Source organism: Achromobacter spanius (genome assembly GCF_002966795.1).
GTDB lineage: Bacteria > Pseudomonadota > Gammaproteobacteria > Burkholderiales > Burkholderiaceae_B > Achromobacter > Achromobacter spanius_D.
Window position 1 is genome coordinate 2,764,926 of sequence record NZ_CP023270.1, and the last position, 24,895, is coordinate 2,789,820.

Annotated in this window: 26 protein-coding genes; 7 read left to right on the forward strand and 19 right to left on the reverse strand. The window is 68.0% G+C overall.

Translation table 11 applies throughout. From position 1 onward, the window contains the following. Positions 1–101: 101 nt before the first annotated feature. Positions 102–1,607, reverse strand: a complete 1,506-nt coding sequence (locus tag CLM73_RS12375) for an amino acid permease (protein WP_105238690.1) — start codon at positions 1,605–1,607, stop codon at positions 102–104. Positions 1,608–1,719: 112 nt separating this feature from the next. Here CLM73_RS12375 and ypfH point away from each other — a divergent pair, with 112 nt between their 5' ends. Both ypfH and CLM73_RS12385 read left to right on the forward strand, forming a co-directional pair. Beyond that, positions 1,720–2,424, forward strand: coding sequence for an esterase (gene ypfH, locus CLM73_RS12380; protein WP_105238691.1), 705 nt, complete (start codon positions 1,720–1,722; stop codon positions 2,422–2,424). After that, positions 2,424–3,215, forward strand: coding sequence for an IclR family transcriptional regulator (locus tag CLM73_RS12385; RefSeq protein WP_056560612.1), 792 nt, complete (start codon positions 2,424–2,426; stop codon positions 3,213–3,215). The genes ypfH and CLM73_RS12385 overlap by 1 nt, the downstream gene beginning before the upstream one ends. 58 nt (positions 3,216–3,273) lie before the next feature. On the opposite strand, the gene CLM73_RS12390 is transcribed toward CLM73_RS12385, so the two are convergent. From CLM73_RS12390 to queE, 11 genes are all read right to left on the reverse strand, one after another. After that, positions 3,274–4,068, reverse strand: coding sequence for an SDR family NAD(P)-dependent oxidoreductase (locus CLM73_RS12390; RefSeq protein WP_105238692.1), 795 nt, complete (start codon positions 4,066–4,068; stop codon positions 3,274–3,276). Position 4,069: 1 nt separating this feature from the next. Then, on the reverse strand, positions 4,070–5,047 hold the full coding sequence (locus CLM73_RS12395) for a Bug family tripartite tricarboxylate transporter substrate binding protein (protein ID WP_105238693.1): 978 nt from the start codon (positions 5,045–5,047) through the stop codon (positions 4,070–4,072). Positions 5,048–5,106: 59 nt separating this feature from the next. Further along, a complete protein-coding gene (locus CLM73_RS12400) occupies positions 5,107–6,831 on the reverse strand; it encodes a thiamine pyrophosphate-binding protein (protein WP_105238694.1) in 1,725 nt (574 codons plus the stop codon). Positions 6,832–6,844: 13 nt separating this feature from the next. After that, positions 6,845–7,678, reverse strand: coding sequence for a hypothetical protein (locus CLM73_RS12405; RefSeq protein ID WP_105238695.1), 834 nt, complete (start codon positions 7,676–7,678; stop codon positions 6,845–6,847). Positions 7,679–7,820: 142 nt separating this feature from the next. After that, positions 7,821–9,257 (reverse strand): efflux transporter outer membrane subunit, encoded by a 1,437-nt coding sequence (locus CLM73_RS12410; RefSeq protein ID WP_105238696.1) that lies wholly within the window; start codon positions 9,255–9,257, stop codon positions 7,821–7,823. Positions 9,258–9,325: 68 nt separating this feature from the next. Further along, positions 9,326–10,240, reverse strand: coding sequence for an HlyD family secretion protein (locus CLM73_RS12415; protein WP_105238697.1), 915 nt, complete (start codon positions 10,238–10,240; stop codon positions 9,326–9,328). A gap of 2 nt (positions 10,241–10,242) precedes the next feature. Continuing rightward, a complete protein-coding gene (locus CLM73_RS12420) occupies positions 10,243–10,455 on the reverse strand; it encodes a DUF1656 domain-containing protein (RefSeq protein ID WP_056560632.1) in 213 nt (70 codons plus the stop codon). Further along, on the reverse strand, positions 10,452–12,503 hold the full coding sequence (locus CLM73_RS12425) for an FUSC family protein (RefSeq protein ID WP_105238698.1): 2,052 nt from the start codon (positions 12,501–12,503) through the stop codon (positions 10,452–10,454). The genes CLM73_RS12420 and CLM73_RS12425 overlap by 4 nt, the downstream gene beginning before the upstream one ends. After that, on the reverse strand, positions 12,500–12,973 hold the full coding sequence (locus CLM73_RS12430; RefSeq protein WP_056560638.1) for a MarR family winged helix-turn-helix transcriptional regulator: 474 nt from the start codon (positions 12,971–12,973) through the stop codon (positions 12,500–12,502). Before CLM73_RS12430 ends, CLM73_RS12425 begins: the two co-directional genes overlap by 4 nt. A gap of 256 nt (positions 12,974–13,229) precedes the next feature. Beyond that, positions 13,230–13,673 carry a 6-carboxytetrahydropterin synthase QueD gene (queD, locus tag CLM73_RS12435; RefSeq protein ID WP_105238699.1) on the reverse strand — a complete coding sequence of 148 codons (444 nt, stop codon included), beginning with the start codon at positions 13,671–13,673 and terminating at the stop codon, positions 13,230–13,232. 28 nt (positions 13,674–13,701) lie between these two features. Next, complete coding sequence (queE, locus tag CLM73_RS12440; protein WP_105238700.1) at positions 13,702–14,334, reverse strand: 7-carboxy-7-deazaguanine synthase; 633 nt, start codon at positions 14,332–14,334, stop codon at positions 13,702–13,704. A 121-nt stretch (positions 14,335–14,455) separates the two neighbouring features. Between queE and arfB the strand changes: the two genes are divergently transcribed. From arfB to CLM73_RS12460, 4 genes are all read left to right on the forward strand, one after another. After that, positions 14,456–14,872: an alternative ribosome rescue aminoacyl-tRNA hydrolase ArfB gene (arfB, locus tag CLM73_RS12445; RefSeq protein WP_105238701.1), complete on the forward strand. Its 417-nt coding sequence runs from the start codon at positions 14,456–14,458 to the stop codon at positions 14,870–14,872. A gap of 8 nt (positions 14,873–14,880) precedes the next feature. Beyond that, on the forward strand, positions 14,881–15,588 hold the full coding sequence (locus CLM73_RS12450; RefSeq protein WP_105238702.1) for a DUF2238 domain-containing protein: 708 nt from the start codon (positions 14,881–14,883) through the stop codon (positions 15,586–15,588). Positions 15,589–15,657: 69 nt separating this feature from the next. Continuing rightward, entirely contained in the window at positions 15,658–16,005 is a 348-nt protein-coding gene (locus tag CLM73_RS12455; RefSeq protein ID WP_056560656.1) for an ArsR/SmtB family transcription factor, read from the forward strand. A 51-nt stretch (positions 16,006–16,056) separates the two neighbouring features. Continuing rightward, a complete protein-coding gene (locus CLM73_RS12460; protein WP_105238703.1) occupies positions 16,057–17,112 on the forward strand; it encodes an alkene reductase in 1,056 nt (351 codons plus the stop codon). Between the two features lie 12 nt (positions 17,113–17,124). Here the strand turns inward: CLM73_RS12460 and CLM73_RS12465 are convergent, their stop codons facing one another. Next, a complete protein-coding gene (locus CLM73_RS12465; protein ID WP_234015860.1) occupies positions 17,125–17,961 on the reverse strand; it encodes a type II CAAX prenyl endopeptidase Rce1 family protein in 837 nt (278 codons plus the stop codon). Positions 17,962–18,208: 247 nt separating this feature from the next. On the opposite strand from CLM73_RS12465, the gene CLM73_RS12470 reads away from it, so the two are divergent. Further along, the gene (locus CLM73_RS12470) at positions 18,209–18,583 is read left to right on the forward strand and encodes an MAPEG family protein (protein ID WP_105238705.1); all 375 of its coding nucleotides are present in this window, start codon (positions 18,209–18,211) and stop codon (positions 18,581–18,583) included. Positions 18,584–18,638: 55 nt separating this feature from the next. On the opposite strand, the gene CLM73_RS12475 is transcribed toward CLM73_RS12470, so the two are convergent. The 6 genes from CLM73_RS12475 to CLM73_RS12500 form a co-directional block, all read right to left on the reverse strand. Beyond that, positions 18,639–19,073, reverse strand: a complete 435-nt coding sequence (locus tag CLM73_RS12475; protein WP_105238706.1) for a carboxypeptidase-like regulatory domain-containing protein — start codon at positions 19,071–19,073, stop codon at positions 18,639–18,641. 142 nt (positions 19,074–19,215) lie between these two features. Then, positions 19,216–20,001, reverse strand: a complete 786-nt coding sequence (locus CLM73_RS12480) for an NRDE family protein (RefSeq protein ID WP_105238707.1) — start codon at positions 19,999–20,001, stop codon at positions 19,216–19,218. Positions 20,002–20,004: 3 nt separating this feature from the next. Continuing rightward, positions 20,005–21,993: an FUSC family protein gene (locus tag CLM73_RS12485; RefSeq protein ID WP_234015861.1), complete on the reverse strand. Its 1,989-nt coding sequence runs from the start codon at positions 21,991–21,993 to the stop codon at positions 20,005–20,007. 23 nt (positions 21,994–22,016) lie between these two features. Further along, positions 22,017–22,499: a YbaK/prolyl-tRNA synthetase associated domain-containing protein gene (locus CLM73_RS12490; protein WP_105238708.1), complete on the reverse strand. Its 483-nt coding sequence runs from the start codon at positions 22,497–22,499 to the stop codon at positions 22,017–22,019. Between the two features lie 66 nt (positions 22,500–22,565). Continuing rightward, positions 22,566–23,294 carry a response regulator transcription factor gene (locus CLM73_RS12495; protein WP_105238709.1) on the reverse strand — a complete coding sequence of 243 codons (729 nt, stop codon included), beginning with the start codon at positions 23,292–23,294 and terminating at the stop codon, positions 22,566–22,568. Between the two features lie 131 nt (positions 23,295–23,425). After that, positions 23,426–24,895 (reverse strand): efflux transporter outer membrane subunit, encoded by a 1,470-nt coding sequence (locus tag CLM73_RS12500; RefSeq protein ID WP_105238710.1) that lies wholly within the window; start codon positions 24,893–24,895, stop codon positions 23,426–23,428.

Genomic DNA, 24,895 nt, shown 5'->3' on the forward strand with positions numbered 1-24,895 from the left:
GCCTGGGGCTCAATACCTGTATGAATATACAGTATTGTACCGGGCTTTGCGCCGGCCGGAGGTATCGAAAAGTGCCCCCGAAGAGGGCCCCCCGAAAAGTGCTAGAACCGCATGTCCTGGTATTTCACCCAGCGCGAGCCGCGCAGCAGCCGGTGGCCGATCCACAGTCCCAGGAACAGCGGAATGGCCAGGTACGTCGACACCACGCCGATCCAGTCGATGCGCTCTTCCAGGAACGCCTGGTAGTTCTGTCCCAGCGTGACCACCAGACACAGCACGAACGCCAAGAGCGGCCCGAACGGAAAAAGTCCCGCCTTGTAGGGCAGGTTGGCGGTGTCGTAGCCGTGCTTTACATAGCCCTGGCGGAAGCGGTAATGGCTGACCGCAATGCTCAGCCACACGATGAACTCCGTCATGCCCGCGAAATTGAGCAGCCAGATGTAGACGGCCTTCGGGCTGTACACCACGCTGAACAGACACAGGCACGCCAGCAGCGTCGTGGCCAGCAGCGCATACAGCGGCACGCCGCGCGGGGTCAGCCGCTTGAAGAGCGCGGGCGCCTGGCCCTCGGCCGCCATGTTGAACAGCATCCGCGTTGCCGCATACATGCCCGAATTGCCGGCCGACAGCACCGAGGTCAGGATCACCGCGTTCATCACCGTGGCTGCCGACAGCAGGCCCGCGTGCTCGAACACCAGCGTGAAGGGGCTGACGGCGATGTCCTCGACCTCGTTGCGCAGCAATTGCGGGTCGGTGTAGGGCACCAAGAGGCCGATGATCAAAATGGCCAGCACATAGAACAGCAGGATGCGCCAGAACACGCTGTTGATCGCGCGCGGTACGTTGCGACGGGGGTTTTCGGATTCGCCGGCCGCCACGCCCACCAGTTCGGTGCCCTGAAAGGAGTAGGCCACCACCATCGCCACGCCCACCCACGTCGCCGCGTTGCCGACGAAGGGCGCGTCGCCCACCTTCCAGTTGTCCAGGCCCACCGGCCCGCCGCCGTGGATGATGCCGGCCAGCATCGCCACGCCCACCACGATGAAGCACAGCACCGCCACCACCTTGATGATGGCGAACCAGTATTCCGCCTCGCCGAAGCTGCGCGCCGAGAATGCGTTCAGCCCGAAGGTCAGCGCCAGGAAGGCCACGCTCCATATCCATCCTGGCGTGTCCGGCAGCCAGTACGCCATGACAAGCTGCGCCGCCACCACGTCCACCGCCACCACCGTGGCCCAGCTGACCCAGAAATTCCAGCCCAGCGCAAAGCCGAAGCCCGGATCCACGTAGCGCGACGCATAGGTGCAGAACGAGCCCGACACCGGCATGAACGTGGCAAGCTCGCCCAGGCTGGTCATGATGAAGTACACCATCAGGCCGATCACCAGATAGACCATCAGCGCGCCGCCGGGACCCGCTTGCGCGATGGCCGCGCCGGAAGCGACGAACAGGCCGGTGCCGATGGCCCCGCCCAGCGCTATCATCGTGAGGTGGCGCGCCTTCAGCACGCGGTGCAGCTGATTGTTGCTGGCTGTATTGCTGGCAGTGTTGGTGGCAGTGCTGCTGGCAGGCGCGGCTGCGCCCGAGTCGATGTTCGGTGTGTGCATTACAAGGTGTATTGGTGGCCAGCGTCATCGGTACGATGCCGGGCGCGGCGCATTTTACAATGCGGCATTCGGGGCGCAGTCCCACCGTCCCAGGCCAGCACGGAGCAGTTTCATGGCGTCTTCCAGTTCTATCGAATTTCTTCCCGACCCGGGCGTCGACGTGCGCCAGCTCTTCATCCTGCTGCACGGCGTGGGCGGATCGCCCGCCAGCCTGGAGCCCCTGGCCCAGGCGGTGCGCGCGGCCTTTCCAACCGCGGCCGTGCTGATCCCCGAAGGTTTCGAGGCCTTTGACGGCGGCGGCGCGGGCCGGCAGTGGTTCTCGGTGCGCGGCGTCACCGAAGACAACCGCGCCGAGCGCGTGGCCCAGGCCATGCCGCAGCTGGAAACCTATGTGCGGCAAGCCCAGGCGCGCTTCGGCCTGCTGCAGTCCGACACCGCGGTGGCCGGCTTTTCGCAGGGCGCCATCATGGCGCTGGAACTGGTGCAGGCGCACGACGGCATGGCCGGCCGCGTCATCGCATTCTCGGGGCGCTACGCGCAACTGCCCAAGAACGCCCCGCTATACACCACGATTCATCTGCTGCACGGCGCCGACGACGCGGTCATGAGCGTGTCGCAGGCGCAGGCGGCGCAGGCCCGCCTGGCCGAACTGCACGGCGACTCCACCATCGACATCGCCACCCATGTCGGCCACGAACTGCATCCCGCCCTGATCCAGCGCGCCATCGTCCGCCTGCAGACCTGCGTGCCGCTGCGCAGCTGGGAGGCCGCGCTGGGCCTGAACCAGACGCCGCCGGACGGCACGACGGTGCATTGATGGGAGGTTTGCCCCAACGCGCGGCCGACGCCGTCGGCGGCGCGCAAAGCATCTTCCGCGTGCTGCGCATTCTTAAATACGTCGGGGCGGCGCCCGCGCGCGGCGTGGGCCTGACCGACGTCGTGCGCGATGTCGGCCTGACGCCGCCCACCGCGCACCGCATGCTGTCGGCCTTGCTGCAGGAAGGCTTTCTGTCGCTCAATCCCCGGCTCAAGACCTACAGCCTTGGCCGCGAGTCCTACATCCTGGGGCTGGCCGCCGAGAGCCGGCACGGCATCAAGGCCATCGCCGAATCCGCCGTGCTCCGGCTTGCGCAGTCCACGGGCGACACCAGCTTCCTGTCGGTGCGCTCGGGACACGAAGCGGTTTGCGTCGACCGCAAGACCGGCGACTTTCCCATCAAGATCCTGACGCTGGAAGTCGGCCACCGCCGCCCGCTGGGCGTGGGGGCGGGCAGCCTGGCGCTGCTGGCGTTCCTGCCCAACGACGATATCGATCGCGTCCTGGCGCGCTATGACGCCAGCGCGGCGCCCGATCTGCCGTCCACCGACATGCTGCGCGAGGACATCGCCGCCGCGCGCAAGAACGGCTATGCGCTCAACCCGGGCCGCATCATTCCCGACATGCTGGGCGTGGGCGTGCCGGTGTTCGACCGCGAACAGCACGTGGTGGCGGCATTGAGCGTGGCGGCGATCCGCTCACGTCTTTCCGGCGCGCGCCTGACCGATGTGGTGGCCGCGTTGCAGCGCGCGGCCTCGGAATTGTCGGCGGATTTGGCGCCGCGCGTCTGACCGCCGCGCGGCGCGCGCAAGCTCGCGTGCGGCGCATCAGTTAGAAACCCGCTGCGCGTCAGCGCCCCGCGCAGGCCTTGCCGCCATCCACCGGCAGGCAGACGCCGGTGATGTACTTGGCTTCGTCGCTCGCCAGGAACAGCGCGGCGTGGGCGACGTCCCACGCATCCCCCATCCGCCCCATCGGACTGGCGGCATTGCGCCGCCGCCGCATCTCCTCGACGTCGTCGAATTGCCCCGCGATCTGCTTGTAGATCAACGGGGTGTCGATGACGCCGGGCAGCACGGCGTTCACGCGGATGTTGTCCGGCGCGTAGCGCACCGCCAGCGACCGCGTCAGATGGTTCAATCCCGCCTTGGCCGCGTAGTACGAGGTGTACGGATACGAATTGACCTGGATCGAGGCCAGCGACGAAATGTTGACGATGCTGCCCGAGCCCTGCGTCAGCATGGCGGGCAGCACATGCTTGCAGGTCAGGAACACGCCGGTCAGGTTGGTGTCCAGCACGCGATGCCAGCTTTCCTCGCTGGCTTCGATGGGATCGCCCATTTCGGTGATGCCCACGTTGTTGTGCAGCACGTCGATGCGTCCGGCGGCCGCCAGCACGGCGGCGACCGCGGCCTGGATCTGCGCGGAGTCCGTCACGTCGGCGGTCAACGCCTGGCAACGGCCGCCTTCGGCTTCGATGATGGCGCAGGTTTCGCGGGCGGCGTCTTCCCTCACGTCCACCGCGAAGACCCGCGCGCCTTCGCGCGCATACAGCGCCGCCGCGGCCTTGCCGTTGCCCCAGCCCGGACCGGACGACCCCGCGCCAAACACCAGCGCCACCTTGTCTTTCAGCCGCTCGCCCATGTCATTCCGCCGAGATGTGGGCGAAGTCGGCCACCTTCTTCCACTTGGCCACGTCGTCCTCGATCATCGCGGCAAAGGCCTCGGGCTTGTCGGCGACGACATACGCGCCCACACCCGCGTACTTGGCCTGCACATCCTTGTCCGCCAGCGCCTTGCGCGACGCGTCGTTGAGCTTGGCCAGCACGTCCTTCGGCAGGCCCGCGGGGGCCAGCAGGCCGTTCCACATTTCCGCGTCGTAGTCGGGCAAACCGACTTCTGCGAAAGTGGGCACGTCCGGCAGTTGCGGCAGGCGCGACTTGGCGGCCACCACGATCGGACGCAGGCTGCCCGACTGGATGTGCGCCATCGACGACGCAGCCGTATCCCACAAGATGGGCACCTGACCGGCGATCACGTCGTTCAGCGCGGGACCGGTGCCACGGTAAGGCACGTGCATCATGTCCAGGCCGGACAGCGACTTGTAGTACTCCATCGCCATGTGCGTGGCGCCGCCGTTGCCGGACGACGCGTACGAATACTTGCCCGGCGCGCCCTTGATCAGCGCGGTGAACGACGCATAGTCCTTGGCCGGAAAATTCTTGTTCACGACAATCACGCCCGGCACCCGGATGATCTGCGTGACCGGCGTGAAATCCTTCACCGCGTCGTAGGGCAGGTTCTTGTACACGGCGGGATTGGTGCCGTTGGTGCTGGACGTGCCCAGCAGAAGCGTATAACCGTCCGGCGCGGCCGAGGCCACGGCGCGGCTGCCCACGGTGCCTCCCGCGCCGCCCCGGTTTTCCACCACGACCGGTTGGCCGATCTGCTTGGCCAGCGCCTCGGCAAAGATGCGGCCGACCACGTCGGACGTGCCACCGGGCGGGAAGGGCACGATCAGGCGGATGGGGCGGTCGGGGTAGGTGGCCTGCGCCGCGGCGGCGCCGGCCAGCGACAGCGTTGCAGCGGCGGCCGCCAGCTTGATCCAGGTTCTGCGCTTCATGATGGGTTGTCTCCTTGCTTGATTTTGTTGTGTGTCGAACCAGGCGTTGCGCGCTGCCGTCAGGCGATGCGGTCGCCCGGCTTGATCTTGGCCGCCCGGCTGTCCACGCCCGGCAGCATGTGCGCGGGGTCGCGCGTGACCACCACATCCAGGATGGTGGGGCGGTCCTTGCAGGCATACGCCTCTGCCAGCGCGGCCGGCAGCTCGGCGGGATCCTCGACGCGGATACCGTTGCAGCCCAGCGCGCGCGCCACGTTGGCGTAATTGGTGTCGACCAGATCCGAAGACTGGTAGCTGCCCGCGCCGTACATCAGGTGTTGCAGCGCCTTGATGTACCCCGACGCCGCGTTGTTGACCACGACCAGCGTGAAGGCAAGCTTCATGCGCACCGCGGTTTCCAGTTCGCCGAGCGACATGTTGCAGCCGCCGTCGCCCGTCAGGCTGACCACCTGGCGTCCGGGCGCCGCCGCGGCCGCGCCGATCGCGCCGGGGATGCCGTAGCCAATGGAGGCAAAGCCCCGGTCCGGCACGAAACCCCGGCCCGCGCGCTTGGTGTCGAACAGCAGGCCGCCCCAGTGCGCCGCGAAGCCGCCGTCCGCCACCAGGATGCCGTCTTCCGGCAGCGAGGCATTGATCTCGTGCATCAACCGCGCCATGCCCACGGGCCGGTCGGCCGACGTCAGCTTGGCGTTCACCGATTCGCGCCAGGTGTGCATGGCCTGGCCGACCTCGTCTACGTAGCTTTGGCGGGCAGGCTCGCCGAGCGCCGCCAGGCGCGCGTCCAGATCTTCCAGCGTGGCGCGCACGTCGCCCCACAGCCGCAGGGCGGGCGTGGTGGTGCGGTCGAATTCCTCGGCCACGATGTCCAGATGAATGATCGGCGCGCCCGCGGCCAGCAGGTCGTAGCGGCGCGTCGCCACTTCGCCCAGCTTGCAGCCGACGACGAACAGGCAATCGGACTTGGCGATCAGGTCGTTGGCAATGCGGCTATAGCGGCCGAACAGACCCGCGTTCAGCGGATCGCTGCAGGCGATCGCGCCCTTGCCGCTCATCGTGTGGGCGACGGGGATGCCGAACTTGCGCGCGAAGGCCTGGACCGTCTCGGCGGCATCGCTGATGTGCACGCCGCCGCCGCACAGCATCAGCGGGCGGGCGGCGCCGGCCAGCATGCTGGCGGCTTGCGCCACGTCCTCGGCCGACGGCCGGCAGCGCAGCGCGGGCGAGCGCCGGTAGTTGGGGCTGGAATAAAAGTCGTCGGCGTCAAAGGCATGGACGGCGTGCGCGATGTCTTCAGGCACGTCCAGCACCACGGGGCCGGGACGTCCGCTGGTCGCCACGGCAAAGGCACGACGCACCAGTTCGGGAATGCGCTCGACCATCTCCACGCGCAGCACGTCTTTCACGACCGGGCGCAGCACTTCCAGTTGCCTGGCCTCCTGCGTCATGTTCTTCCACGAATGCATCCGGTGCGAGTCGCCAACCAGCGCCACCAGCGCCGTGCCGGCGTTGTAGGCTTCGGCCAGGCCGGTCACCAGATTGGTCGCGCCCGGACCCAGCGTCGCGTCACACACGCCGGGGCGGCCGCTGACCTTGGTGTAGGCGTCGGCGGCAAACACCGCGCAGCGCTCGTCGTTGATCAGGTTGTGATTGAGCTTCAGGCGGCGCGCCGCGTCATAGAACGGCAGCAGCTGAAAGCCGCCCATGCCGAACATCAGGCCGACCTCGTGCGCCGCGAACATGCGGGCGATGGCTTCGCCGCCGGTGATTTCCAGTTTCTCGGACATGCGGGTGATGCTCCTAGTAGGTGTCGCGCCCGCTCAGCAGGGCGTCGATAAAGGTTTTGAGCGGTGTGCCGACGCGGCAGCCCAGTTCGCGGGCGCGGGCGTTGGCCGAAGAGATGGTTCCTTCCTCGTAGCAGGAACGGGCGTCGCCGATGCGGGCGGTGTGCGCGGACACGGTCAGGGCGGCAATGCCGCGTTGGTCAAGCAAAGGCAGGCGGCCGATCCCGGCGCTGTCCTTGCCGATGCCCGCGTCGTTGAACGTGACCAGGCGCGGCGACGCCCGGACGCCGTCCGATTGCAGGCCGGCCAGCCGTTCCCCGTGCGAGGCCGTGATGGCGATCAGGCCGTCGTCACGCGAATCCACCAGCGATACGGAGTCGGCGCCGACGACCAGTGGGGCGCCGTCCGGGCCTGTCTTGAATACGATGCGGGATTCCTTGACGTCGGCGGGCGGACGGGCGTCGGGCGAGGCGTGCGCCAGCCTCACTGTGGCCTCGGCTACGGTCATGCCCGGTTTGCAGCCCAGGTCTTGCGCCAGCGCGTTCACAAAGCTGATAACGCCGTGCCGCGCCATGTCCGCGCCGTCACCGATGCGGCAACTTTGGTAGCTTGCGGTAGCGGCGGGCACGCCCCAGTGTTGCAGATCGTCCAGGCCTGCAATGCCGGCTTGCATCCAGCCCACACCGGCGTCGTTCAGGACGACGGCCAGCACGCCACCGCGCGCCGCGCAGTAGGCGGCATAGCTGCCGCCATGAGACCCGGCGATCACGACGCGGCCCGCATCCTGCGGCGTCAACTTGGTGATGCTGTCCAGCACGCGCGCGTCACGGGCGCTTGCAGGTTGTTCCATATTATGAATTGTCCCCGTCCGCGAGCATCGTGTCCGGCCTGACCGGGATGATGCTCTCGAATCGTCTGATGTAGTTATTGGCTTGGGACGATTCTAGGAGCGGGGGTTTGGGGATAGCAATGTCATCCCCATAATATGGAAATCAATTTTTGGCGGAGGACTCCTCCCAGCCGCCGCCCAGCGCCAGGAACAACGCAATCTGGTCGCTGCTCAGATCCGCCTGCGACGCGGCCAGCGCGCTTTCATTGGTGGCCAGCGTGCGTTCGGCGTCCAGCACCGTCAGATAGTCCGTCTTGCCGTACTGGAACAGACGGCGTGCCTGCGAGGCCGCTTCCGCGCTTTGGTCGCGGGCCGCGCGCAGGGCGGTATCTCGGTCCAGTTGGCGGGCGTACACGACCAGCGCGCTTTCGGTTTCGCGCAAGGCGTTCAGCACGGCCGCGTCGAAACGGGCGGCCGCGGCCTTGGTGCTGGCTTCGGCTTCGGCGATGCGGGCCTGCGCGGCGCCGGTGTTGGGGACCGTCCACGAGATCAGTGGGCCCACGCTCCAGCTGAAGGTGCCGCGGTCGCCGAACATGGCGGCCGGGCCGCCGGATGCGGCGGACAGGCCCAGCGTGATCTTGGGGTAGAGGTCGGCCGTGGCCACGCCGATGCGGGCGGTGGAGGCGGCCAGCGTGCGTTCGGCCTGGCGGATGTCGGGACGGCGGCGCAGCAATTCTGCGCCGTCGCCGACGGGGATGGTTTCGGTCAGCTTGGGCGCGCTGGCGCATTGCAGCAGGACTTGCGGAATCTGGCCCGGCGTCTGGCCGGTCAGCGCGGCCAGGCGGTACAAAGCAGTGCGCTGCTGCGCCTGGAACGGCGGTAGGTTGGCCTGCAATTGTTCGAGCTGGCTGCGGGCCCGCGTGACGTCCAGCGCGGTGCCGCGGCCGGCGCGTTGCAGGCGGCTGACGGCGTCGACCGATTCCTTCTGCACCTGCACGGAATGCTGCGCGGAGGCAAGCTGCATGCCCGCCGCACACATGTTGGCGTAGGCGCGCGCGGTTTCGGCCGCGACGGTGACGCGGGTGGCGTCGTACGCAGCCTGGGCGGCCTGCGCATCGTCGGTGGAGGCTTCCACGGCGCGGCGGATCTGGCCGAAGAGGTCCAGCTGATACGACACGCTGGCGCCGGTGGAGTACGACCAGCGGTTGGGCGGATCGATGCCGGGTTGCAGTTCCTGCAAGCCGGACACGTGGCCGAACGTGGGCGAGGCATTGACGCCGATCGTCGGCTGCTGCTGCGCTTTCGTTTCCTGCAGCGCGGCCTGGGCGCGTTCCAGATTGGCGCTGGCCACGCGCAGGTCGGTGTTTGCGGCCAGGGCCTTTTCCACCAGGCCGTCCAGCACGGGGTCGTTGTACAGGCGCCACCAGTGGCCGGGGACTGCCTCTTGCCGGTACACGCCGGCCTGCGCCTCCACAAAGGAGGATTGCGCGCTCGGCCGCTGGGAGACGGCATCCGGCGGCACCTTGTAATCAGGGCCGACGGCGGCGCATCCGGCCAGCGCGAGGGCCAGCGTCAGCGGGAGGAGGAGTCTGGTGTTCATGGCAGGTACGGCTTGGCGTCGATAAAGGTTTGAGGATTTCCGCAAAAGTGGGTCGGTGCGCGCTGGCGTCAGGACGCGTGCGGCGCGGCGGCGGCGGTCTGTGCCGGGCGGTCGTCCACCGAGACAGTGGCGGTCTGGCCGGCGACCAGCCGCACGCCGTCGGGCACTTCGTCGATCTTCACGCGCACGGGTATGCGCTGCGCAAGACGGACCCAGTTGAAGGTCGGATTCACGTTGGGCAGCAGATTGGCGCCGGTGCTGCGGTCGCGGTCCGCGATGCCCATGGCGATGCTTTCGACATGGCCGCGGATGTGGCGCGGTTCGCCCATCAGCGTCACGGTGACGGGGTCGCCTTCGTGGATGCCGGGCAGCTTGGTTTCCTCGAAGTAGCCTTCGACGTAGAACGATCCGGCGTCCACCAGCGCCATCACGCCGTGGCCGGCGGTGGCGTAGGATCCGGCGCGCAGGTCCAGGTTGGTGATGCGGCCATCGCTGGCGGCCAGGACTCGGCTGCGTTCCAGGTTCAGGCGGGCGGTGTTCAGTTGCACCTGCGCCTGCGCAAGCGCGGCTTCGGTCTGCTGCACCTTGGTCTGGCTTTGTTCCACGGCTTCGGCCGCGACAAGCTGGCCCAGCGAGCGGTTGCGCTTGGCATCGCGCAGCGCCTGGTCGTGCGCAACCTGCTGCGACCGCACCGAGGCCTGGGCCTGGTCGTACGCCAGCTGGAAACGGGCGCGGTCGATCTCGAACAGCACGTCGCCGGCCTTCACGTCCTGGTTGTCGTGCACCGGCACGCTGGTCACCAGGCCCGAGACGTCGGGCGCCACCTGCACGACATAGGCCTTGACGCGGCCATCGCGGGTCCAGGGTTCAACTTCATAGTGATCCCAAAGCTGCCAGCCGGCGTAAGCGGCGGCGGCGACGACGACGGCCGTCACTGCGAACTTGCCGATAGCAGCAGGGCGTAGGGCATTGGGGAGTTTCATACCTATCTCTGAAGAAAATGCGGGGAAATGAGGGAGACGCCGTACAGCAGCACCACAAAGAGCGCCAGATCAAACAGCGCGGGGTGCCACACCAGGCGATACAGCCCGGCGCGCGCCAGCACGCGGCGCACGCCCCAGGCCACGGCCAGGGTGACGACGCCCAGCACGAGCAGCCAGGGGAAATAAATGCCGTAGAGATTGAATTCGCCAATCATGATGCTCGGCCCTCCAGGGTCGGATGGGCGGGTTGATAGTCGGGCGCGTCGGGAAAGAAGGCGCGGCGGATGCCGACCAGCGCCACCACGGCGCGGTCGCGCGCATGCGGGCCTTGCGGGGTGGCGGCCACACTGCACAGCGCGCGGTCGATCTGCGCCAGGAATTCCGGCGTCTTGTCCTGCACGCGGCCCGACGAACGGATCTTGAAGAACTGCGCCAGGCTGTTCAGCACCGGCTGGATCGTGGGCTCGGCCATCGGCAGATGGCGGCGCGCACGCTGCAGCTCGGTGATGTCGCGGCCCACGCGCAGGTCCTTCAGCGCATCGGCGGCCACCAGGTCGTCGGGCCGCTTGGCCAGCGCCAGGCGCGGCTGCAACAGGCCGATGCGGTCCAGCATGCGGGCGGTGTAGGTGTGGCGCGACGGCGCGCGCGGCGAGCTGGCCAGCGTCGCCAGTTCCTTCCAGTTGGCGGCCTGGATGCGGCGCGCGCTCCAGTCGACGCTGACGGTGCGGAAGATGGCGGCAATGATCGCGGCCGTGGCCACGCCCATGCACTGCGCGACCTGCGTGTCGATGAACGACACGACGTCGGCGGTGTTGGTGTCCTGCAGCGCCATGGTGCCCAGGAACCCGAACAGCATGGCCATGGCCTTGCCGGTGCTGGCCGGGCGGGCGATAAACACGCCCAGCACGAAGGCGGTCGGCAGCATGGACAGCGCCAGCATCTCGAACGAATGAATGGCCGGCATGATGCCCAGCAGATACAGCGCCGACAGCGGAATGGAATATACCGTGTAGGTCAGGAACTGCATGATGCCGGGCACGGGATTGTCCTGCGACGCAAAGAAGCAACTGAAGATCGCGGCCATCAGCGCGGCGGTCGCGCCGTTGCTCCAGGCCGTGCCGATCCAGAACGCGCAGCACACCGAAATGGCCAGGCCCGCGGCCAGCGCCGACAGCAGCGCCATGCCGTGGTCGCGGTGCAGCGCCGAATTCGGATCGCGGGTCGTGCGCGGGGCGCGAACCGGCGCGCCCTGCAGACCGGCGCGGATATCGCGGCGCAGCGCCAGGCATTCGTCATACGTGTCGATCAGTTCGCGCAGGCGCGCCATCAGGCTGGCCAGCAGCGCGTCGCGCCAGGTGGAGCGGCTGTCGATGCCGGGCGTCAGCCGCGTCACGGCGGCGCGCAACTGGACAGCGGTTTCATGCGAGGCCTGCGGGCCGGCGTTGATCCATTCCGAGATATCGGAAAGCAGCGACTGCACGGGTTCGGGCAGCGTCTGGCCGTTGGCCTGCAAGGCGCGCATGCGGTCTTCGACGGCGGACACGGCCGGCGTCAGCGCCGCGATCTGGTCCTGCATGGCGCGCACGGCGCCCGCGGTCCAGCGCAGGTTGCTGGTGTCGAAAGGGACGTGGGTGGATAAGAGGCGCAATTGCGTGATGTCGTTGGCCAGCTCGCGGCGGTCCTTGTCGCGCTGCTCGGCGGCCTTGCCGCTGAGCGTGTCGTGCATCCAGTTGCGCGCATCGCGCACGGCCTTGTCCAGTTGCAGCGTCAACGCGGGCGCCAGGCCGCGCGGCAGCACGATGCTGTGGATCAGCGTGGCGCACACGATGCCCAGGCTGATTTCCTCGACGCGGGCCAGTGCCGTGTCGAACACCAGCGATGGGTCCGTGACGCTGGGAAAGCCGATCATCGCCGCGGTGTAGCCGGCCAGCATGAACAGATAGGACCGCGGCGTGCGGTCCAGCACCGACATGTACAGGCAGGCGCCCACCCACAGCACCATCGCGCCGGTCATGACGACGGGCGAGTTCGACAGCCGTGGCACCATGTAGACCGTGGCTGCCGAACCGAAGAAGGTGCCGACCAGGCGGTACAGCGCCTTGGAACGCACGGCGCCGGACCAGGGCTGCGCCACGACGTAGGCGGTGGTCATGGCCCAGAACGGACGCGGCAAACCAATGCTGTAAGCCAGGTAGAGCGCCATGATGGCGCTCAGGTAGCTCTTGAGCGAAAAGATGGTTTCGCGGACGTTGGGCAGCTTCATGGCCGCGCGTCCTCTTGCGCACCGGCGCCGCTGCGGCCCAGCGACACCTTCAGGGCGTCGAAGACACGCAGGCAGGCCTGCAGATCGGATTCGCTGACGTCGTGAAAGATGCGGCGGCGCAGTTCAACCAGCACGTCTTCGACCTGCGCGCGCAGCGCGTGGCCGGCGTCGGTCAGGTGCAGCGTGCGTGCGCGGCGATCGTGGGGGTCTTCGCGGCGTTCCATCAGGCCGGCGGCCACCAGTTGATCCAGCACGCGCACCAGAGAGGGGCCTTCGACACCCAAGGCTTCGGCCAGCGCGCCTTGGCGAACCCCGTCGCCAAGACGGCCGGCCAGAATGACGGGCCACGCAGTCGCTTGAGAAAGACCATAGTCGGCAAGCGCTTTATCGGCAGCGCCGCGGTAGGCGCGCGACAGCACCATCAGGTTGGCGGTGGTGGCCATGAGCTGGGAGTCGGATGGAGTAAGCATGAATTCGATTGTATCCTATCTATTAGCTTACTAATGATTGAAAATGGCGACTATCTCGATAGATTTTTCCAATTGGGGAAATCGCAGGGCGGTTTTCCATGGCTGGAAAACAGGGCCGGAGACGGGAATGCGACTGGCCGTGTAAGACGAATTCAGGTGTCAGACACCCCAGCCAAATGTAGGACGGAATGAGGTGTCAGACACCGGGGGCGAGCAACCAGTGTTCGGGAGACTGAAACCCACCACCCGGCCAGAATCAACCGTTGCAGTCGGCCCAGCAGTTCGGCGTTTCGTACAGACGCACACGCGTCAGGCGCAGTTCGGCACCGTAATGGCCGTGGTATTGCGGCGCCAGCGTCTCGAAGACGATGGTCGCCAGGTTTTCCGCAGTGGGAATCCGGTCGAGCACGACCGTCTTGTGGCCGGGCAGGGAGTCCAGGAAGCCACGCACGGCGTCGTCGCCCTCATAGACCAGGAACGCGTGGTCCCACACATCCACGATGTGCGTCTTGGCGATGTGCTTGATCTCGGAGAAGTCCATGACCATGCCGTTGTCGGACTCGCCGGGCGCCTGCACGATGTCACCCGTCAGGGTGATTTCCAGCACGTAGCGGTGGCCGTGCAGATTGCGGCACTGGCTGCGGTGGTCGGGGATGCGGTGGCCGGCGTCGAACTCGAGCCTGCGGGTCACGGAAATCATCGCGTGCTCCGCAAGGCGTGGGGGTAAATCATGGAATGCCTATGTATTTGTGGGTTTGCAGGCTGAGCCGCCATTGCGGATGCTGCATGCAGTATTGGACGGCCTGCTCGGTGTTGGCCGCGCGCGCCGGTCCGTCCATGGGTTGCAGGAAGAAGTGTTCGAAATCCAGATGCGCGAAGGCATCGGGCAGGGCGTTCAACTGCGGGTAGACCAGCTTGAGCTCATTGCCGCGTTCGATCACGACCGGGGCCGTGCCTTTGGGGCTGACGCAGATCCAGTCGATGCCGGCAGGCGGCTTGATCGTGCCGTTGGTTTCGATGGCGACGGTAAAACCGCGGGCGTGGATGGCGTCGAGCAGCGGCGCGTCCAGTTGGAGCAGCGGCTCGCCGCCCGTGAAGACCACGTAACGGTTGCCGGCGTCGGGGCCCCAGGCCGCGGCAATGGCATCGGCCAGCCGTTCGGCCGTGGCGAACTTGCCGCCGCCGTCGCCGTCGGTGCCGATGAAATCGGTGTCGCAGAAGGTGCAGGCGGCGCTGGCACGGTCGCTTTCGCGGCCGGTCCAGAGATTACAGCCCGCAAACCGGCAGAATACCGCCGCGCGGCCTGCGTGGGCGCCTTCGCCTTGCAGGGTCTTGAAGATTTCTTTGGCGGAGTAAGTCATAGGAGATGCGGGCGGCAGGGCGCCACGGAATTCGAGCAAAAGCGCACTATTTTACTTGGCGCGGCCAATATCCGCCGAAAGACCCTGCAAGACGGGGTCTGCCCCTGTAGACTTCCCGCCTATGTTTCACGTCCAAGACTCGCTTTTTATCGACGAGCGCGACCTGACCTTCACCATGATCCGTGCGCAGGGCGCCGGTGGGCAGAAAGTCAACAAGGTGTCCAGCGCCGTCCACCTGCGCTTCGATGTGCGCGCTTCCCGCCTGCCGCCCGAGGTGCAGGATGCGTTGTGCGCCGTCAGCGATCATCGCATCTCGAAAGAGGGCGTCATCGTCATCAAGTCGCAGTCCTTCCGCAGCCAGGAAAAGAACCGCGCCGAGGCCATCGAGCGCCTGGTGGGCATGGTGCGGTCGGCCATCCAGGTCGACAAGCCGCGCCGCGCCACCAAGCCGACGCGCTCGTCGCAACGCCGGCGCGTGCAGCGCAAGGTGCTGCACGGCGAGGTCAAGCGGCTGCGCGGCCGGGTGCAGGGCGACTAGGGCGCATCATGGCCGACGCGCGCCGCCGCTATCTGGTCACGCTGGCCGGCGTGTTCGCCGTCATCTGGGTGGCGCTGGCCATCGACCCGCACGACCGCTCGGCCTGGGCGCTGGAGAACGCGCTGGTGCTGGGCCTGGGCGCCGTGCTGTTTGCCACGCGGCGCGCGTTCGTGTTTTCGCGCGTGTCGTACACGCTGATCTTTTTGTTCCTGTGCCTGCACGCGGTGGGCGCGCACTATACGTATTCGCTCGTGCCGTACGACGAGTGGTGGCGCGCGTTGACCGGCCACAGCCTGAACAGCCTGCTGGGCTGGGAGCGCAACAATTTCGACCGCGTCGTGCATTTTTCGTACGGCCTGCTGCTGGCCTATCCGATCCGCGAGATCTTCCTGCGCGTGGCCGAGGTGCGCGGCTTCTGGGCATACTTCCTGCCGATGGACGTGACGCTGTCGACGTCGGCGCTCTACGAATTGATCGAGTGGGGCGCCGCGGAGTTCTTTGGCGGCGACCTGGGCGCGGCCTACCTGGGCACGCAAGGCGATATCTGGGACGCGCAGAAGGACATGGCGCTGGCGGCGCTGGGCGCGGTGATCGCCATGGCCATCACCGCGCTGGTCAACTGGAAGGCGCAGCGCGACCCTGCCCGCGACTGGGCCGACAGCCTCAAGCCAGATCGCCGGCCAACGGGCCGCCAGACCGGAGCCGAAAATCCTTGATGTCGGCAGGGGCATGACGATATATCGGATAAACCCGATATATGATTCGATAAATTGCGATATACCAATATGACCGCAACTTCCTCACCTTCCGACCAGAACGCCGCGCAACCCGCGATCGACGCCGACGCCATCCTCAAGGCGCTGGCCAATCCGGTTCGCCGCGACATCCTGGCCTGGCTGAAGACGCCGCATGCGTATTTCGAGGAGCGCCCGGGCCACACCTTCGAACACGGGGTGTGCGCGGGCCACATCGATGATCGCTGCGGCCTGTCACAGTCGACGGTGTCGTCGCATCTGGCCGTGCTGCAGCGCGCCGGCCTGATTTCGGCCACCAAGGTAGGGCAGTGGGTCTTTTTCCGTCGCAATGAACCCGTGATTGCCGCGTTTCTGCGGCAGTTGAACCTGGATATGTAGCCCGTCTGCCATACCCGCAAGCGCCCCATTGCCGGGACGAAAGGATTTTGCATGAACCCCCTGTTTGAACCGCTGAAAGTCGGCGACCTGACCCTGCGCAATCGCGTCGTGATGGCGCCGCTGACCCGCCAGCGCGCCAGCGCCGGCCGCGTGCCCAACGACCTGATGGTCGAGTACTACACCCAGCGTTCGGGCGCCGGCCTGATCCTGACGGAAGCCACGTCGGTCACGCCGCAGGGCGTGGGCTACGCCGACACGCCGGGGCTGTGGTCCCCGGAGCAGGTCAAGGGGTGGCGCAAGGTGGTCGACGCCGTGCACGGCAAGGGCAGCCTGATCGTTGCGCAGCTCTGGCACGTGGGCCGCATTTCAGACCCGATGTTCCTGGACGGTGAACTGCCGGTCGCGCCCAGCGCCATCGCCGCCAAGGGCCACGTCAGCCACGTGCGCCCCAAGCGCGAGTACGTGACGCCGCGCGCGCTGGAGACCGCCGAGATTCCCGGCGTGGTTGAGGCCTATCGCCACGGCGCGAAGCTGGCGATGGAAGCCGGTTTTGACGGCGTCGAGGTGCATGCCGCCAACGGCTACCTGCTGGACCAATTCCTGCAGGACAGCACCAACCACCGCACGGACCAATACGGCGGCTCCATCGAAAACCGCGCCCGCCTGCTGCTGGAAGTGGTCGACGCCTGCGTGGCGGTGTGGGGCGCTGGCCGCGTCGGCGTGCATCTGTCGCCGCGCGCCGATGCCCACGACATGGGTGATTCGGACCTGCCGGGCCTGTTCGGCTATGTGGCACGTGAACTGGGCAAGCGCGGCATCGCGTTCATTTGCGCCCGCGAACACGAAGCGCCCGACAGCCTGGCGCCGATGATCAAGGCCGAGTTCGGCGGCGTGTATATCGCCAACGAAGGCTACACGCGCGACACGGCCGAAGCCGCCATCGCGGCCGGCAAGGCCGACGCCGTGGCGTTTGGCGTGCCGTACATCGCCACGCCCGACCTGGCCGAGCGTCTGGAACGCAAGGCCCCGCTGAATACGCCGAATCCGGCTACCTTCTACGCCTCCGGTCCGGAAGGGTATACGGACTACCCGGCGCTGGCGGCCTGAACCGCCGGCCGTTCATAGCGCGGCGCGCATCGGATAGGTGAACAGTCCGAAGTGCGCCGCGTTCAAGCCCAGATGCGCCAGCACGGCGGCGCCCAAGCCGCCGTAATGGTAGGCCGCGCCATACGCCGCGCCCGCCATCCCCGCCAGCAGCATCCATTGCCAACCGCCCGCGTAATGGGCCAGTCCGAACAGCACGGCCGCCACGGCCACCGCAGCCCACGCGCCCCATGCGCGATGGCGCCACCACTGCGCCAGCCGCTGCTGCACATATCCCCGGAACAGCGCCTCTTCGGCCAGCGTCACCAGCAAGGCATTGTTGATCAGCCAGATCCAGCCTGACGCGGGCCACTTCGGCGCCCACGCCACCACGCCCAATGCCAGCGCCAATCCCAGGCAGGCCGCCACCGCGGCGGCGCATGCGAGGATCGCCGCCTGCAAGGTCAGACGCGCATGGGCTGCGGCCATCGGCGGCGCCAGCACCAGCACCACCCAGAACCCCACGAGCGGTTTGTCCAGGTTCAGATACATGCTGAACGGAACCGCGTCCAGACTGAGCGGCGCGGGATCGATCACCCGCAGGTTGTGAAAGCCGGGCAGCAGATGCGCAAAGAGCAGCACGGCCACGATCACGAAAAGTCCATGCCCGGCCATGCGCGCGGCCGGCCCTGCGTGCGATCGCACCAGCGCCGCAGCTACCAGCAGCAGCGCGGGCCCTGCGAGCGCAACGAGGTCGGCTGTCCCGTCGGCCAATGCCCAAGCCCATGCCACCGCTAACGGAACAAGCGCCCAACGGCGTGTGAAGGGTGGCCAGAGCAGGGCGGCGGCCAGGAACAGGGCAAACCAGGGCATGACGTGCGGCATTTGGCGGGCGGCAAGGTATCGCAAAGCGCAGAGTGTAAGCGTGGTGTTCGCCAACCGTGCGGCTGACGCCGAGGGCGTGTTCGATGCTGTCCGCGCCACGCTTGATACCCGAGCCGCCCACGCCACCCCCCAGCAGCGGCTTTGCCTTGCCCGGCTTTTCAGGCGACCATGCGGCAGCGGCGGCACACGCCCCGCGCATCCGGCGGCTCTTACGCCGCCAGCAATGGAGTCAGGAATGAAGACAATCGCGTGGTTGATGTTGGCGGCGGCGCTACTGCCGTTCGTGTCCACGATCATCGCCAAGGCAGGCGGCAAGAAATTCGACAACAACGATCCGCGGGCCTGGCTGGCCCGGCAGGACGGTTGGCGGGCGCGTGCCAACGCCGCGCAGGTCAACACGTTCGAAGCGTTGCCGTTCTTCTATGCCGCCGTGTTGTTCGCGCTGTACAACCAGGCGTCGCCCGCGCACGTCGCCACGCTGATGGCGTGCTGGCTGGGCACGCGGCTGGGCTATCTGGCGATGTACCTGGCGAACTGGGGTGCGCTGCGCTCGCTGGTCTGGACCGCGGGCGTGGGCTTTGTCATAGCGATTCTGTTTGCGGGCGTCTGACGCGTCCGGCGCCGTTGAGCAGGGGCGCGCCTTTACCAGCCGCGCCCCAACGCCATCACTTCCATTCAAACATCGCGCGCGCGGTGCCCGAGCCTTGCACGGTGACCTCGCGCTCCTGCGCCTTGCCATCGAACGTGGCCGAGATCCGGTAGTTGCCCGCCGGCAGCTTCACCAGCATGTAAGGCCCCTGCGCGGTCGTCTGCAGCACGGCCTTGCCTTGCGCATCCCGGATCGTGACGGTTACGTCGGCCACGTAATCGGCCTTGCCCCCGCGTTGCGCGGCAAAGGTCAACGCCAGCGGATAGCTGCTGGACGCGGCCTTCATGGCTTCGGATTCGTCGATGCCGATGCCGCCGCTGACGTATTCGATCGTGCCCTGGTGCTGCACGGGCGGCATGGCCGCCTGGGCGGTGGACAGGACACCGGCTAGCGCGATGCTGCCCAGGGCCATGGCGGCGGCCATCGTGCAGCGTTCAAAACGTTTGTTCATGGAGTTCTCCTGCAGAAAAACCGGCGCGGCAGCACGTTGCGGCTGCCCACGCCGGTAGCTTGCAACCATTCGACGTGAGCGCGCAAGGTGAGTTCGCGTCCGTCCGCCTCGGAAATCAACCGTTTGTATCAGGCGCCGCGCATCATGCGCCGCTGCCGGCCGCGTGCCAGGAAAACGTCAGCTGGCTGACGCCGCTGACCGAGCCGTCCGGGGCGAACCGCCGTTCCTCCAGTTCACCCGCGCCGTCGTCGTGCAGCGCCATGACGCTGGAACTGCGCGTGCCATAGTCGGGGCTGACGATGAACGGGCTGCTCAACAGGCGTTCGCGCGCCAATGGCAGGCCGGTGGCCGGCAGGTCGGCTTCGTCCGCCGGGCTGCGGTCGCCAAGCGCCATGAACAGCGCGGGCAGGTCGGGCTGCGGCTGGTGGTGCAGCACGGCCGAGAATGCGGCCTTGGTGCGCGCCAGCTTGGGCCACGGCGTGTCCAGCAGGTGATTGGACAGCGCGTAGACGCCGGGCGCCAGCGCGCGCGGTCCGCCGTTGCGGTTGCTCAAGTACCAGGCCTGCCGCGCGTCGCCCACGATCAGGTTGAAGCCGTTGTACGCCTGGTCCATGGCATGCACCGACTCAAGGTAGGCCTGCGGCGTCATGGCGCCGCGCAGAAAGTCCTCGACCAGCGCGCCGCGCGACGGGGCGTTGTCCAGGTGCCGGCCGGGCTCGCGGAAATTGGTGACCAGCGCATAGCGTCCCTGCGCGGTCGCGCCCATCCAGGTGCCGCCCGCCTGGCCATCGCGCCCGGCGTAGATGGCCGGCGCGTCGGGCCATTGCGCCGCGGGGAGGGTGGGGCGCGCATGGAATTCGTCGCGGTTCGCGGCGATCAGTACGGGGATGCCGGGCAGCGTGTGCAGGGCCAGTACGGCAAGACACATGATTCAGACCTGATGAAGGGTGGATGGGGCGGCAGGCCGGCCGGGCGCCGCCGTGAAGTCGGGACCGGCCAGCGTGACGCGCAAGGCTTCGATCTGCGCGGCCACGTCCCGCAACAGCGGTGACGGCGCCACGATGGCGTCAAGAGGCACGGGCAAGCCTTGTTCGACGGCCGCGGCAATGCTGTCCAGGGCGGCGGCCAGTTGGGCGATTTGGGCGGCGGCCGGTGCGTCCTGACCGGCAGGCAGCGACCAGGCCGTGTCCGAGATGGCATTGGCCACGCGCTCCAGCGCCACTTCCACCGGCCACCAGGCCAGTGCGCGGCGGCTGACGAGGCGGGGTTCGGACAGCCCGCGCTGCAGGGCGACGCGCAGATCCGACAGGCGCGCGTAGGCGCGGGCGCGCAGGTCGTGCCGGCTGCCGGGATCGGTCTGAAAGACGGTGTTCAGGTAGGCCGCCAGCGTGGACGTGGCGGCGGACACGGCATGGTCCAGGTTGCTGCGTTCGATGCGGATCCACGGCAGGTAGCCCACCAGCAGCACGATGGCCGCCGCCACGCCCACGTCGACCAGCCGCGCCAGCGCAATGGCCCAGCTACCCGGCTGCAGCGCCCCGATCAGCAGCATGAGGATCGGCACCAGAATCGCCGAGAACAGCCCGTAGTTGCGCCGTATCGACCACGGCAGCAGGGCGGCCAGCGCGGCAACGGTGAGCAGGCTGGCCAAACCGCCGCGATCGAGCGCAAGCACCGTGGCGCTGATCGCCACGCCGACCACGCTGCCCGCGCAGCTTTGCAGCGCGCGCGCGAACACCGAGCCGAAGTTGGGCTTGAACACCACCACGACGATCAGCGGCACCCAGTAAGAGCGCGGCAGCGCGGCCGCCAGCGCAACGGCCTCGGCGGCGACGAGGCACAGACCCAGCCGGATCAGGTAACGCACCGTCGTCGGCCCGGGCCGGTACGTGCGGATCAGCACGCGCCACGGCGTGCGCGCCGGTGCGGGCTGCAGGTCGGCAAAGGCGTCGGCCTCGGTCGTCTGATTGGCCCGGGCGCCGTGCAGCAGCGGCTGCACCTGCTCCAGCGCCTCGGCCAACTGCGGCATGCCCGCGCGGTGCAGCGCGGCGATGTCGTCGCGCGCGTCCGGCTGGGCATCGTTCTCGACCCGGTCGGCCAGGTGGTTCATGACGCGGGCGCATTCGTCCGGCAACACGCGGCCGGCGCGCGCCAGCGCCAGCGCGGCGTTGGTGAGCGGTGTGCAGGCCTGCAATTGCGCAGCCAGCCGCGCCAGCCGGGGTGACGGGCCCGCCGACCGGCCCCGCGCGGCCAGGACGGTGTCGTAGGCCGTCGCCATGGCGGCTTCCATGTCGCGGCGCGCGGCCATCACCCGCGACGTGCCGATGGCCGCAAACATGGCGGCCAGCTTGCGGTAGGCCTGCGCCACGGCGGCCCGCTCCGGCGCGATGGGATTGACGACCCAGCCGGACAGCGTCAGCGCCAGCCCGAACAGCCCGCCCACGCCCACCAGCACCGGCGGCAGCCAGGGTGGCAGCGTAGGCGTCAAGCTGGAGCCGACGATGACGTACGTGGCAAATTGCAGCGTGGCGACGGCGGCGATGTTGTTGAAGGTGCCGACCAGGCTGGCCGCCAGCACCAGCAGCGTCATTGCCGCGGACGTCCACAGGCCGTGGCCGGACAACAGGTTGCCCAGCAGATAGCCGAACGCGCCGCCGAACACCGTGGAACCGATGGACAGCGCGCGGTTGCGGTAGGGGCCCCCGTTGTCGCCCGTGATGGCGGGCAGCGCGCCCAGCGCCACCAGCGCGGCCGCTGCGCCCTGGTCCAGCGCCAGGCCCACCGCGGACGGCAGGCCGATGGCCAGGGCGGCCCGCAGCATCACCCAGGGGTTTACCGGGGACGGTTCCATGTGCGCCAGGCTCATCAGCCAGCGCATGTTGGAGGCGCGCGCGCCGTGGCTCGTCAATGGGCGGGGCAAGGTGGCCTCATGGGCGGCGCGGGTCAGGCCTTGATCAGCGGCGCCTCTTCGGGCGCGGCCAGGCGGAAGTAGTCGTCGGTGTTCAGCAGGATGGACGCGTCCAGGCGTCCGGCGTTGAACACGATTTCGTCGTGACGCTCGCGCAGGCTGGGATCGACCAGCAGGGCCAGATCGGGATTGAAGCTGAAGGGCGGGATGGCGCCGATCTCGCAGCCCGTGAGCTCGCGCGCCAGGTCCTGCGACGCCAGCGAGGCCTTCTTGCCGCCGGCCGCGCGCGCGATGGCGTCCAGGTCGGCCTGCTTGTCCGCGGGAAAGACGGCAAGCACGTTCTTGCGCTGGTTGGACGAGATCTTCACGCGGCAGACCAGCGCCTTGGCGCCCTGGCTGACCTCGGTGCCGCGGATGGCGGCCACTTCGACGGACTTGCCGGCGGCAACGTGTTCGAGCAGGCGGTAGCGCGCCTGATGCTGGATGAGCAGGGCTTGCAGGCGTTCAAAGACTTCCATGGGACTAAAGGGGCAGTGGCGGGCCGGGAGTCGGCCTTGTACGCGGAATCATACGCCCGCCGCGCGTCAGATTTCCCCAGTGAACGCGTAGCCCCAGCCCCAGACGGTGCGGATGGGCAATTCCACGTCGACGTCCTGCGCCTTGCGCCGCAGGCGGCTGACGACGACGTCCGTGCGGCGCACGGATTCGCGGCCCGAATGCGGGTCGATGCCCGGCGGATCGCCGCGCGGCATGCGCTTGTCCGGCGCGCCGGTCAGCTTGAGCAGGAACTCGCGCTCGGCCTGGGTCAGCGCCAGGCGCGTGCCCTGGGGGCTGACCAGCGTCCAGGCGGCATCCAGGAATTGCCACTTGCCGGTCGGTTCGGCGGGCGCCACGGGCGGTGGTGCGGTTCGCGCGTCGGCCTCCGCCGCGCGGCGGCTGGCGGTGGTGGGGACGCGTCGCACCAGCGCCTGCAGGGCGGCGGCGATTTCGCCCGTGACAACCTCGGGAGAAAAACAGGCGTCGGCGCCGCAGTGCAGGCCGAGAATGCGGTTTTCAGGGGTATCGAAGGCGGAAATGGCAACGATACCGGCGGTGGTGTCCATGGCGCGCAGACCTGCGACGGCCATGCAGAGATCGGTAAATTCGGCTTGCATCACGAGCAGCGGGGTACGGCGGGCCTGAAACAGGCGGAACAGTCCGTTGGAGTCTTCGCAATGGCGCGGCGAGAACCCCATTTCGGCCAGTTCGTCGCTACGGCGCACGCGCTGGCCAGCGTCGGGAGCGAAGACGATCAGGTCTAATAGGTCATTCATGAATCGTTGTAAACATCATGCAGCTTGAGCGCTTGCATGATGAACGGATACGACGGTTTCCCAAGCCGCGCACAACGACACTTTCCTACCCGAATTCTCGGCCATGGACCCGCAGAGTGTCTTTTGCGGGCTTACGGAGCGGCCGCGACCGCCTCATTCCACCAGCCGCCGCCCAGCGCTTGTAACAGCGCGGCGGTGTCGGTGTAGCGCGCGGCATCCGCCTCGATGCGCGAAATCCTGGTCTGCAACACCTGCCGCTGGCTGTCCAGGAGGCTCAGGTGGCTGATGCCGCCGGCCTGGTAACGGCCCGCCGCGATGCGGCCGGCCTCGTCCGCGCGGCGCCACGCGTCGTCGTAGGCCGCAAAGGCCTCGCCGTCCGTCTGCAGCGCGCGCAACGCATCGGCCACTTGCCGGAAGCCATCAAGCACCGTCTGGCGAAATGATGCGGCGGCGGCGTCATACGCGGCCTCGGCGGACCGCTTGCGCGCCCGCAGCTCGCCACCATGAAAAAGGGGCTGGACCAGCCCGAGTCCCAGGTTCCACACGTTGACGCCATCGGACAGCTCGTTCACGCCCGTGCGTTGCGAGCCGAAACTGGCGGTCAGCGTGAACTGTGGATACAGGTTGGCCGTGGCCACGCCCACGTCGGCCGACGCCTTGTGCCACAGGGCTTCGGCCGCCAGGATGTCGGGCCGCTGGCGTGTCAGCGCCGAAGGCACGCCCGTCGGAACGTCGGGCGGCAGCGTCAGGTCTGCCAGACGCAGCGGCGGCGATTGCAGGGTGGCCGGCAGCACGCCCAGGTAGGTGGCAAGCTGGTGGGTCACCTGGGCAAGCTGGTATTCGAGCGGCGGGACGGTGGCACGGGTCTGCGCGACCAGCAGCTCCTGGTTGCGCAGGTCGGCCAGGGCAATGCCGCCGGCATCCAGGCGCTTACGCATGATGTCCTGCTGGCTGACCTGCGCCGCCAACAGGTCGCGCGTGGCGGCCAGCCGCTCGGCCAGATCCGCCTGCCGGATGGCGGCGGTAACGACATTGGCCGCCAGCGACATGCGTGCCGCCTGCAGCTCGTGCGCCTGGTAATCCATTTGCGCGGCCAGGCTTTCCAGCGCGCGGCGGTTGGCGCCGAACACGTCCAGCGTGTAGGACACGTCGATCGAGGCGTTGTAGAGCGTGAAGGGCGGGGGTGGCTCGGCCACCGGCACGCCATAGGCGGCGGGATCGACCTTCTTGCGGGCCGCGGACAGATTGGCGTCCACCGCGGGCAGCATGCGACCGCCGGTGTCTGCGGCCAGGTCTTCCTGCGCCTGGCGCAAGCGGGCGCGCGCTTCAATCAGCGTGGGGCTGGCGTCCAGCGCCTGCCGCACCATGCGGTCCAACGCGTCCGACCGGAACAATTGCCACCACTGGGCGGGAATGTCGGCGCCCGGTTGCAGCCGCTGCTGGCCCGCAGGCAGCGCGTCCTGTCCGTTAGCCGTGTAGGCAGCTACGTCCGGCGCGGCGGGTTTATCGAAGTCGGGACCCACCGCGCAGGCCGACAGCAGCGCGCACAGCGCCATCGAGGCCAGGGGGCGGGAAGCGGGCATGAAGGGGGGGCGGGACAT

Bases quoted from the DNA above. Each gene is read 5' to 3' on its own strand.
- CLM73_RS12480 (WP_105238707.1), bottom strand. From the start codon at position 20,001: ATGTGTCTTGCCGTACTGGCCCTGCACACGCTGCCCGGCATCCCCGTA.
- queD (WP_105238699.1), bottom strand. From the start codon at position 13,673: ATGATTTCCGTGACCCGCAGGCTCGAGTTCGACGCCGGCCACCGCATC.
- CLM73_RS12390 (WP_105238692.1), bottom strand. From the start codon at position 4,068: ATGGGCGAGCGGCTGAAAGACAAGGTGGCGCTGGTGTTTGGCGCGGGG.
- CLM73_RS12395 (WP_105238693.1), bottom strand. From the start codon at position 5,047: ATGAAGCGCAGAACCTGGATCAAGCTGGCGGCCGCCGCTGCAACGCTG.
- CLM73_RS12425 (WP_105238698.1), bottom strand. From the start codon at position 12,503: ATGAAGCTGCCCAACGTCCGCGAAACCATCTTTTCGCTCAAGAGCTAC.
- CLM73_RS12475 (WP_105238706.1), bottom strand. From the start codon at position 19,073: ATGAACAAACGTTTTGAACGCTGCACGATGGCCGCCGCCATGGCCCTG.
- CLM73_RS12375 (WP_105238690.1), bottom strand. From the start codon at position 1,607: ATGCACACACCGAACATCGACTCGGGCGCAGCCGCGCCTGCCAGCAGC.
- CLM73_RS12460 (WP_105238703.1), top strand. From the start codon at position 16,057: ATGAACCCCCTGTTTGAACCGCTGAAAGTCGGCGACCTGACCCTGCGC.
- CLM73_RS12490 (WP_105238708.1), bottom strand. From the start codon at position 22,499: ATGGAAGTCTTTGAACGCCTGCAAGCCCTGCTCATCCAGCATCAGGCG.
- CLM73_RS12465 (WP_234015860.1), bottom strand. From the start codon at position 17,961: ATGCCCTGGTTTGCCCTGTTCCTGGCCGCCGCCCTGCTCTGGCCACCC.
- queE (WP_105238700.1), bottom strand. From the start codon at position 14,334: ATGACTTACTCCGCCAAAGAAATCTTCAAGACCCTGCAAGGCGAAGGC.
- CLM73_RS12415 (WP_105238697.1), bottom strand. From the start codon at position 10,240: ATGAAACTCCCCAATGCCCTACGCCCTGCTGCTATCGGCAAGTTCGCA.
- CLM73_RS12405 (WP_105238695.1), bottom strand. From the start codon at position 7,678: ATGGAACAACCTGCAAGCGCCCGTGACGCGCGCGTGCTGGACAGCATC.
- CLM73_RS12400 (WP_105238694.1), bottom strand. From the start codon at position 6,831: ATGTCCGAGAAACTGGAAATCACCGGCGGCGAAGCCATCGCCCGCATG.
- CLM73_RS12385 (WP_056560612.1), top strand. From the start codon at position 2,424: ATGGGAGGTTTGCCCCAACGCGCGGCCGACGCCGTCGGCGGCGCGCAA.
- CLM73_RS12470 (WP_105238705.1), top strand. From the start codon at position 18,209: ATGAAGACAATCGCGTGGTTGATGTTGGCGGCGGCGCTACTGCCGTTC.
- CLM73_RS12500 (WP_105238710.1), bottom strand. From the start codon at position 24,895: ATGTCCCGCCCCCCCTTCATGCCCGCTTCCCGCCCCCTGGCCTCGATG.
- CLM73_RS12420 (WP_056560632.1), bottom strand. From the start codon at position 10,455: ATGATTGGCGAATTCAATCTCTACGGCATTTATTTCCCCTGGCTGCTC.
- CLM73_RS12495 (WP_105238709.1), bottom strand. From the start codon at position 23,294: ATGAATGACCTATTAGACCTGATCGTCTTCGCTCCCGACGCTGGCCAG.
- ypfH (WP_105238691.1), top strand. From the start codon at position 1,720: ATGGCGTCTTCCAGTTCTATCGAATTTCTTCCCGACCCGGGCGTCGAC.
- CLM73_RS12455 (WP_056560656.1), top strand. From the start codon at position 15,658: ATGACCGCAACTTCCTCACCTTCCGACCAGAACGCCGCGCAACCCGCG.
- CLM73_RS12430 (WP_056560638.1), bottom strand. From the start codon at position 12,973: ATGCTTACTCCATCCGACTCCCAGCTCATGGCCACCACCGCCAACCTG.
- arfB (WP_105238701.1), top strand. From the start codon at position 14,456: ATGTTTCACGTCCAAGACTCGCTTTTTATCGACGAGCGCGACCTGACC.
- CLM73_RS12410 (WP_105238696.1), bottom strand. From the start codon at position 9,257: ATGAACACCAGACTCCTCCTCCCGCTGACGCTGGCCCTCGCGCTGGCC.
- CLM73_RS12450 (WP_105238702.1), top strand. From the start codon at position 14,881: ATGGCCGACGCGCGCCGCCGCTATCTGGTCACGCTGGCCGGCGTGTTC.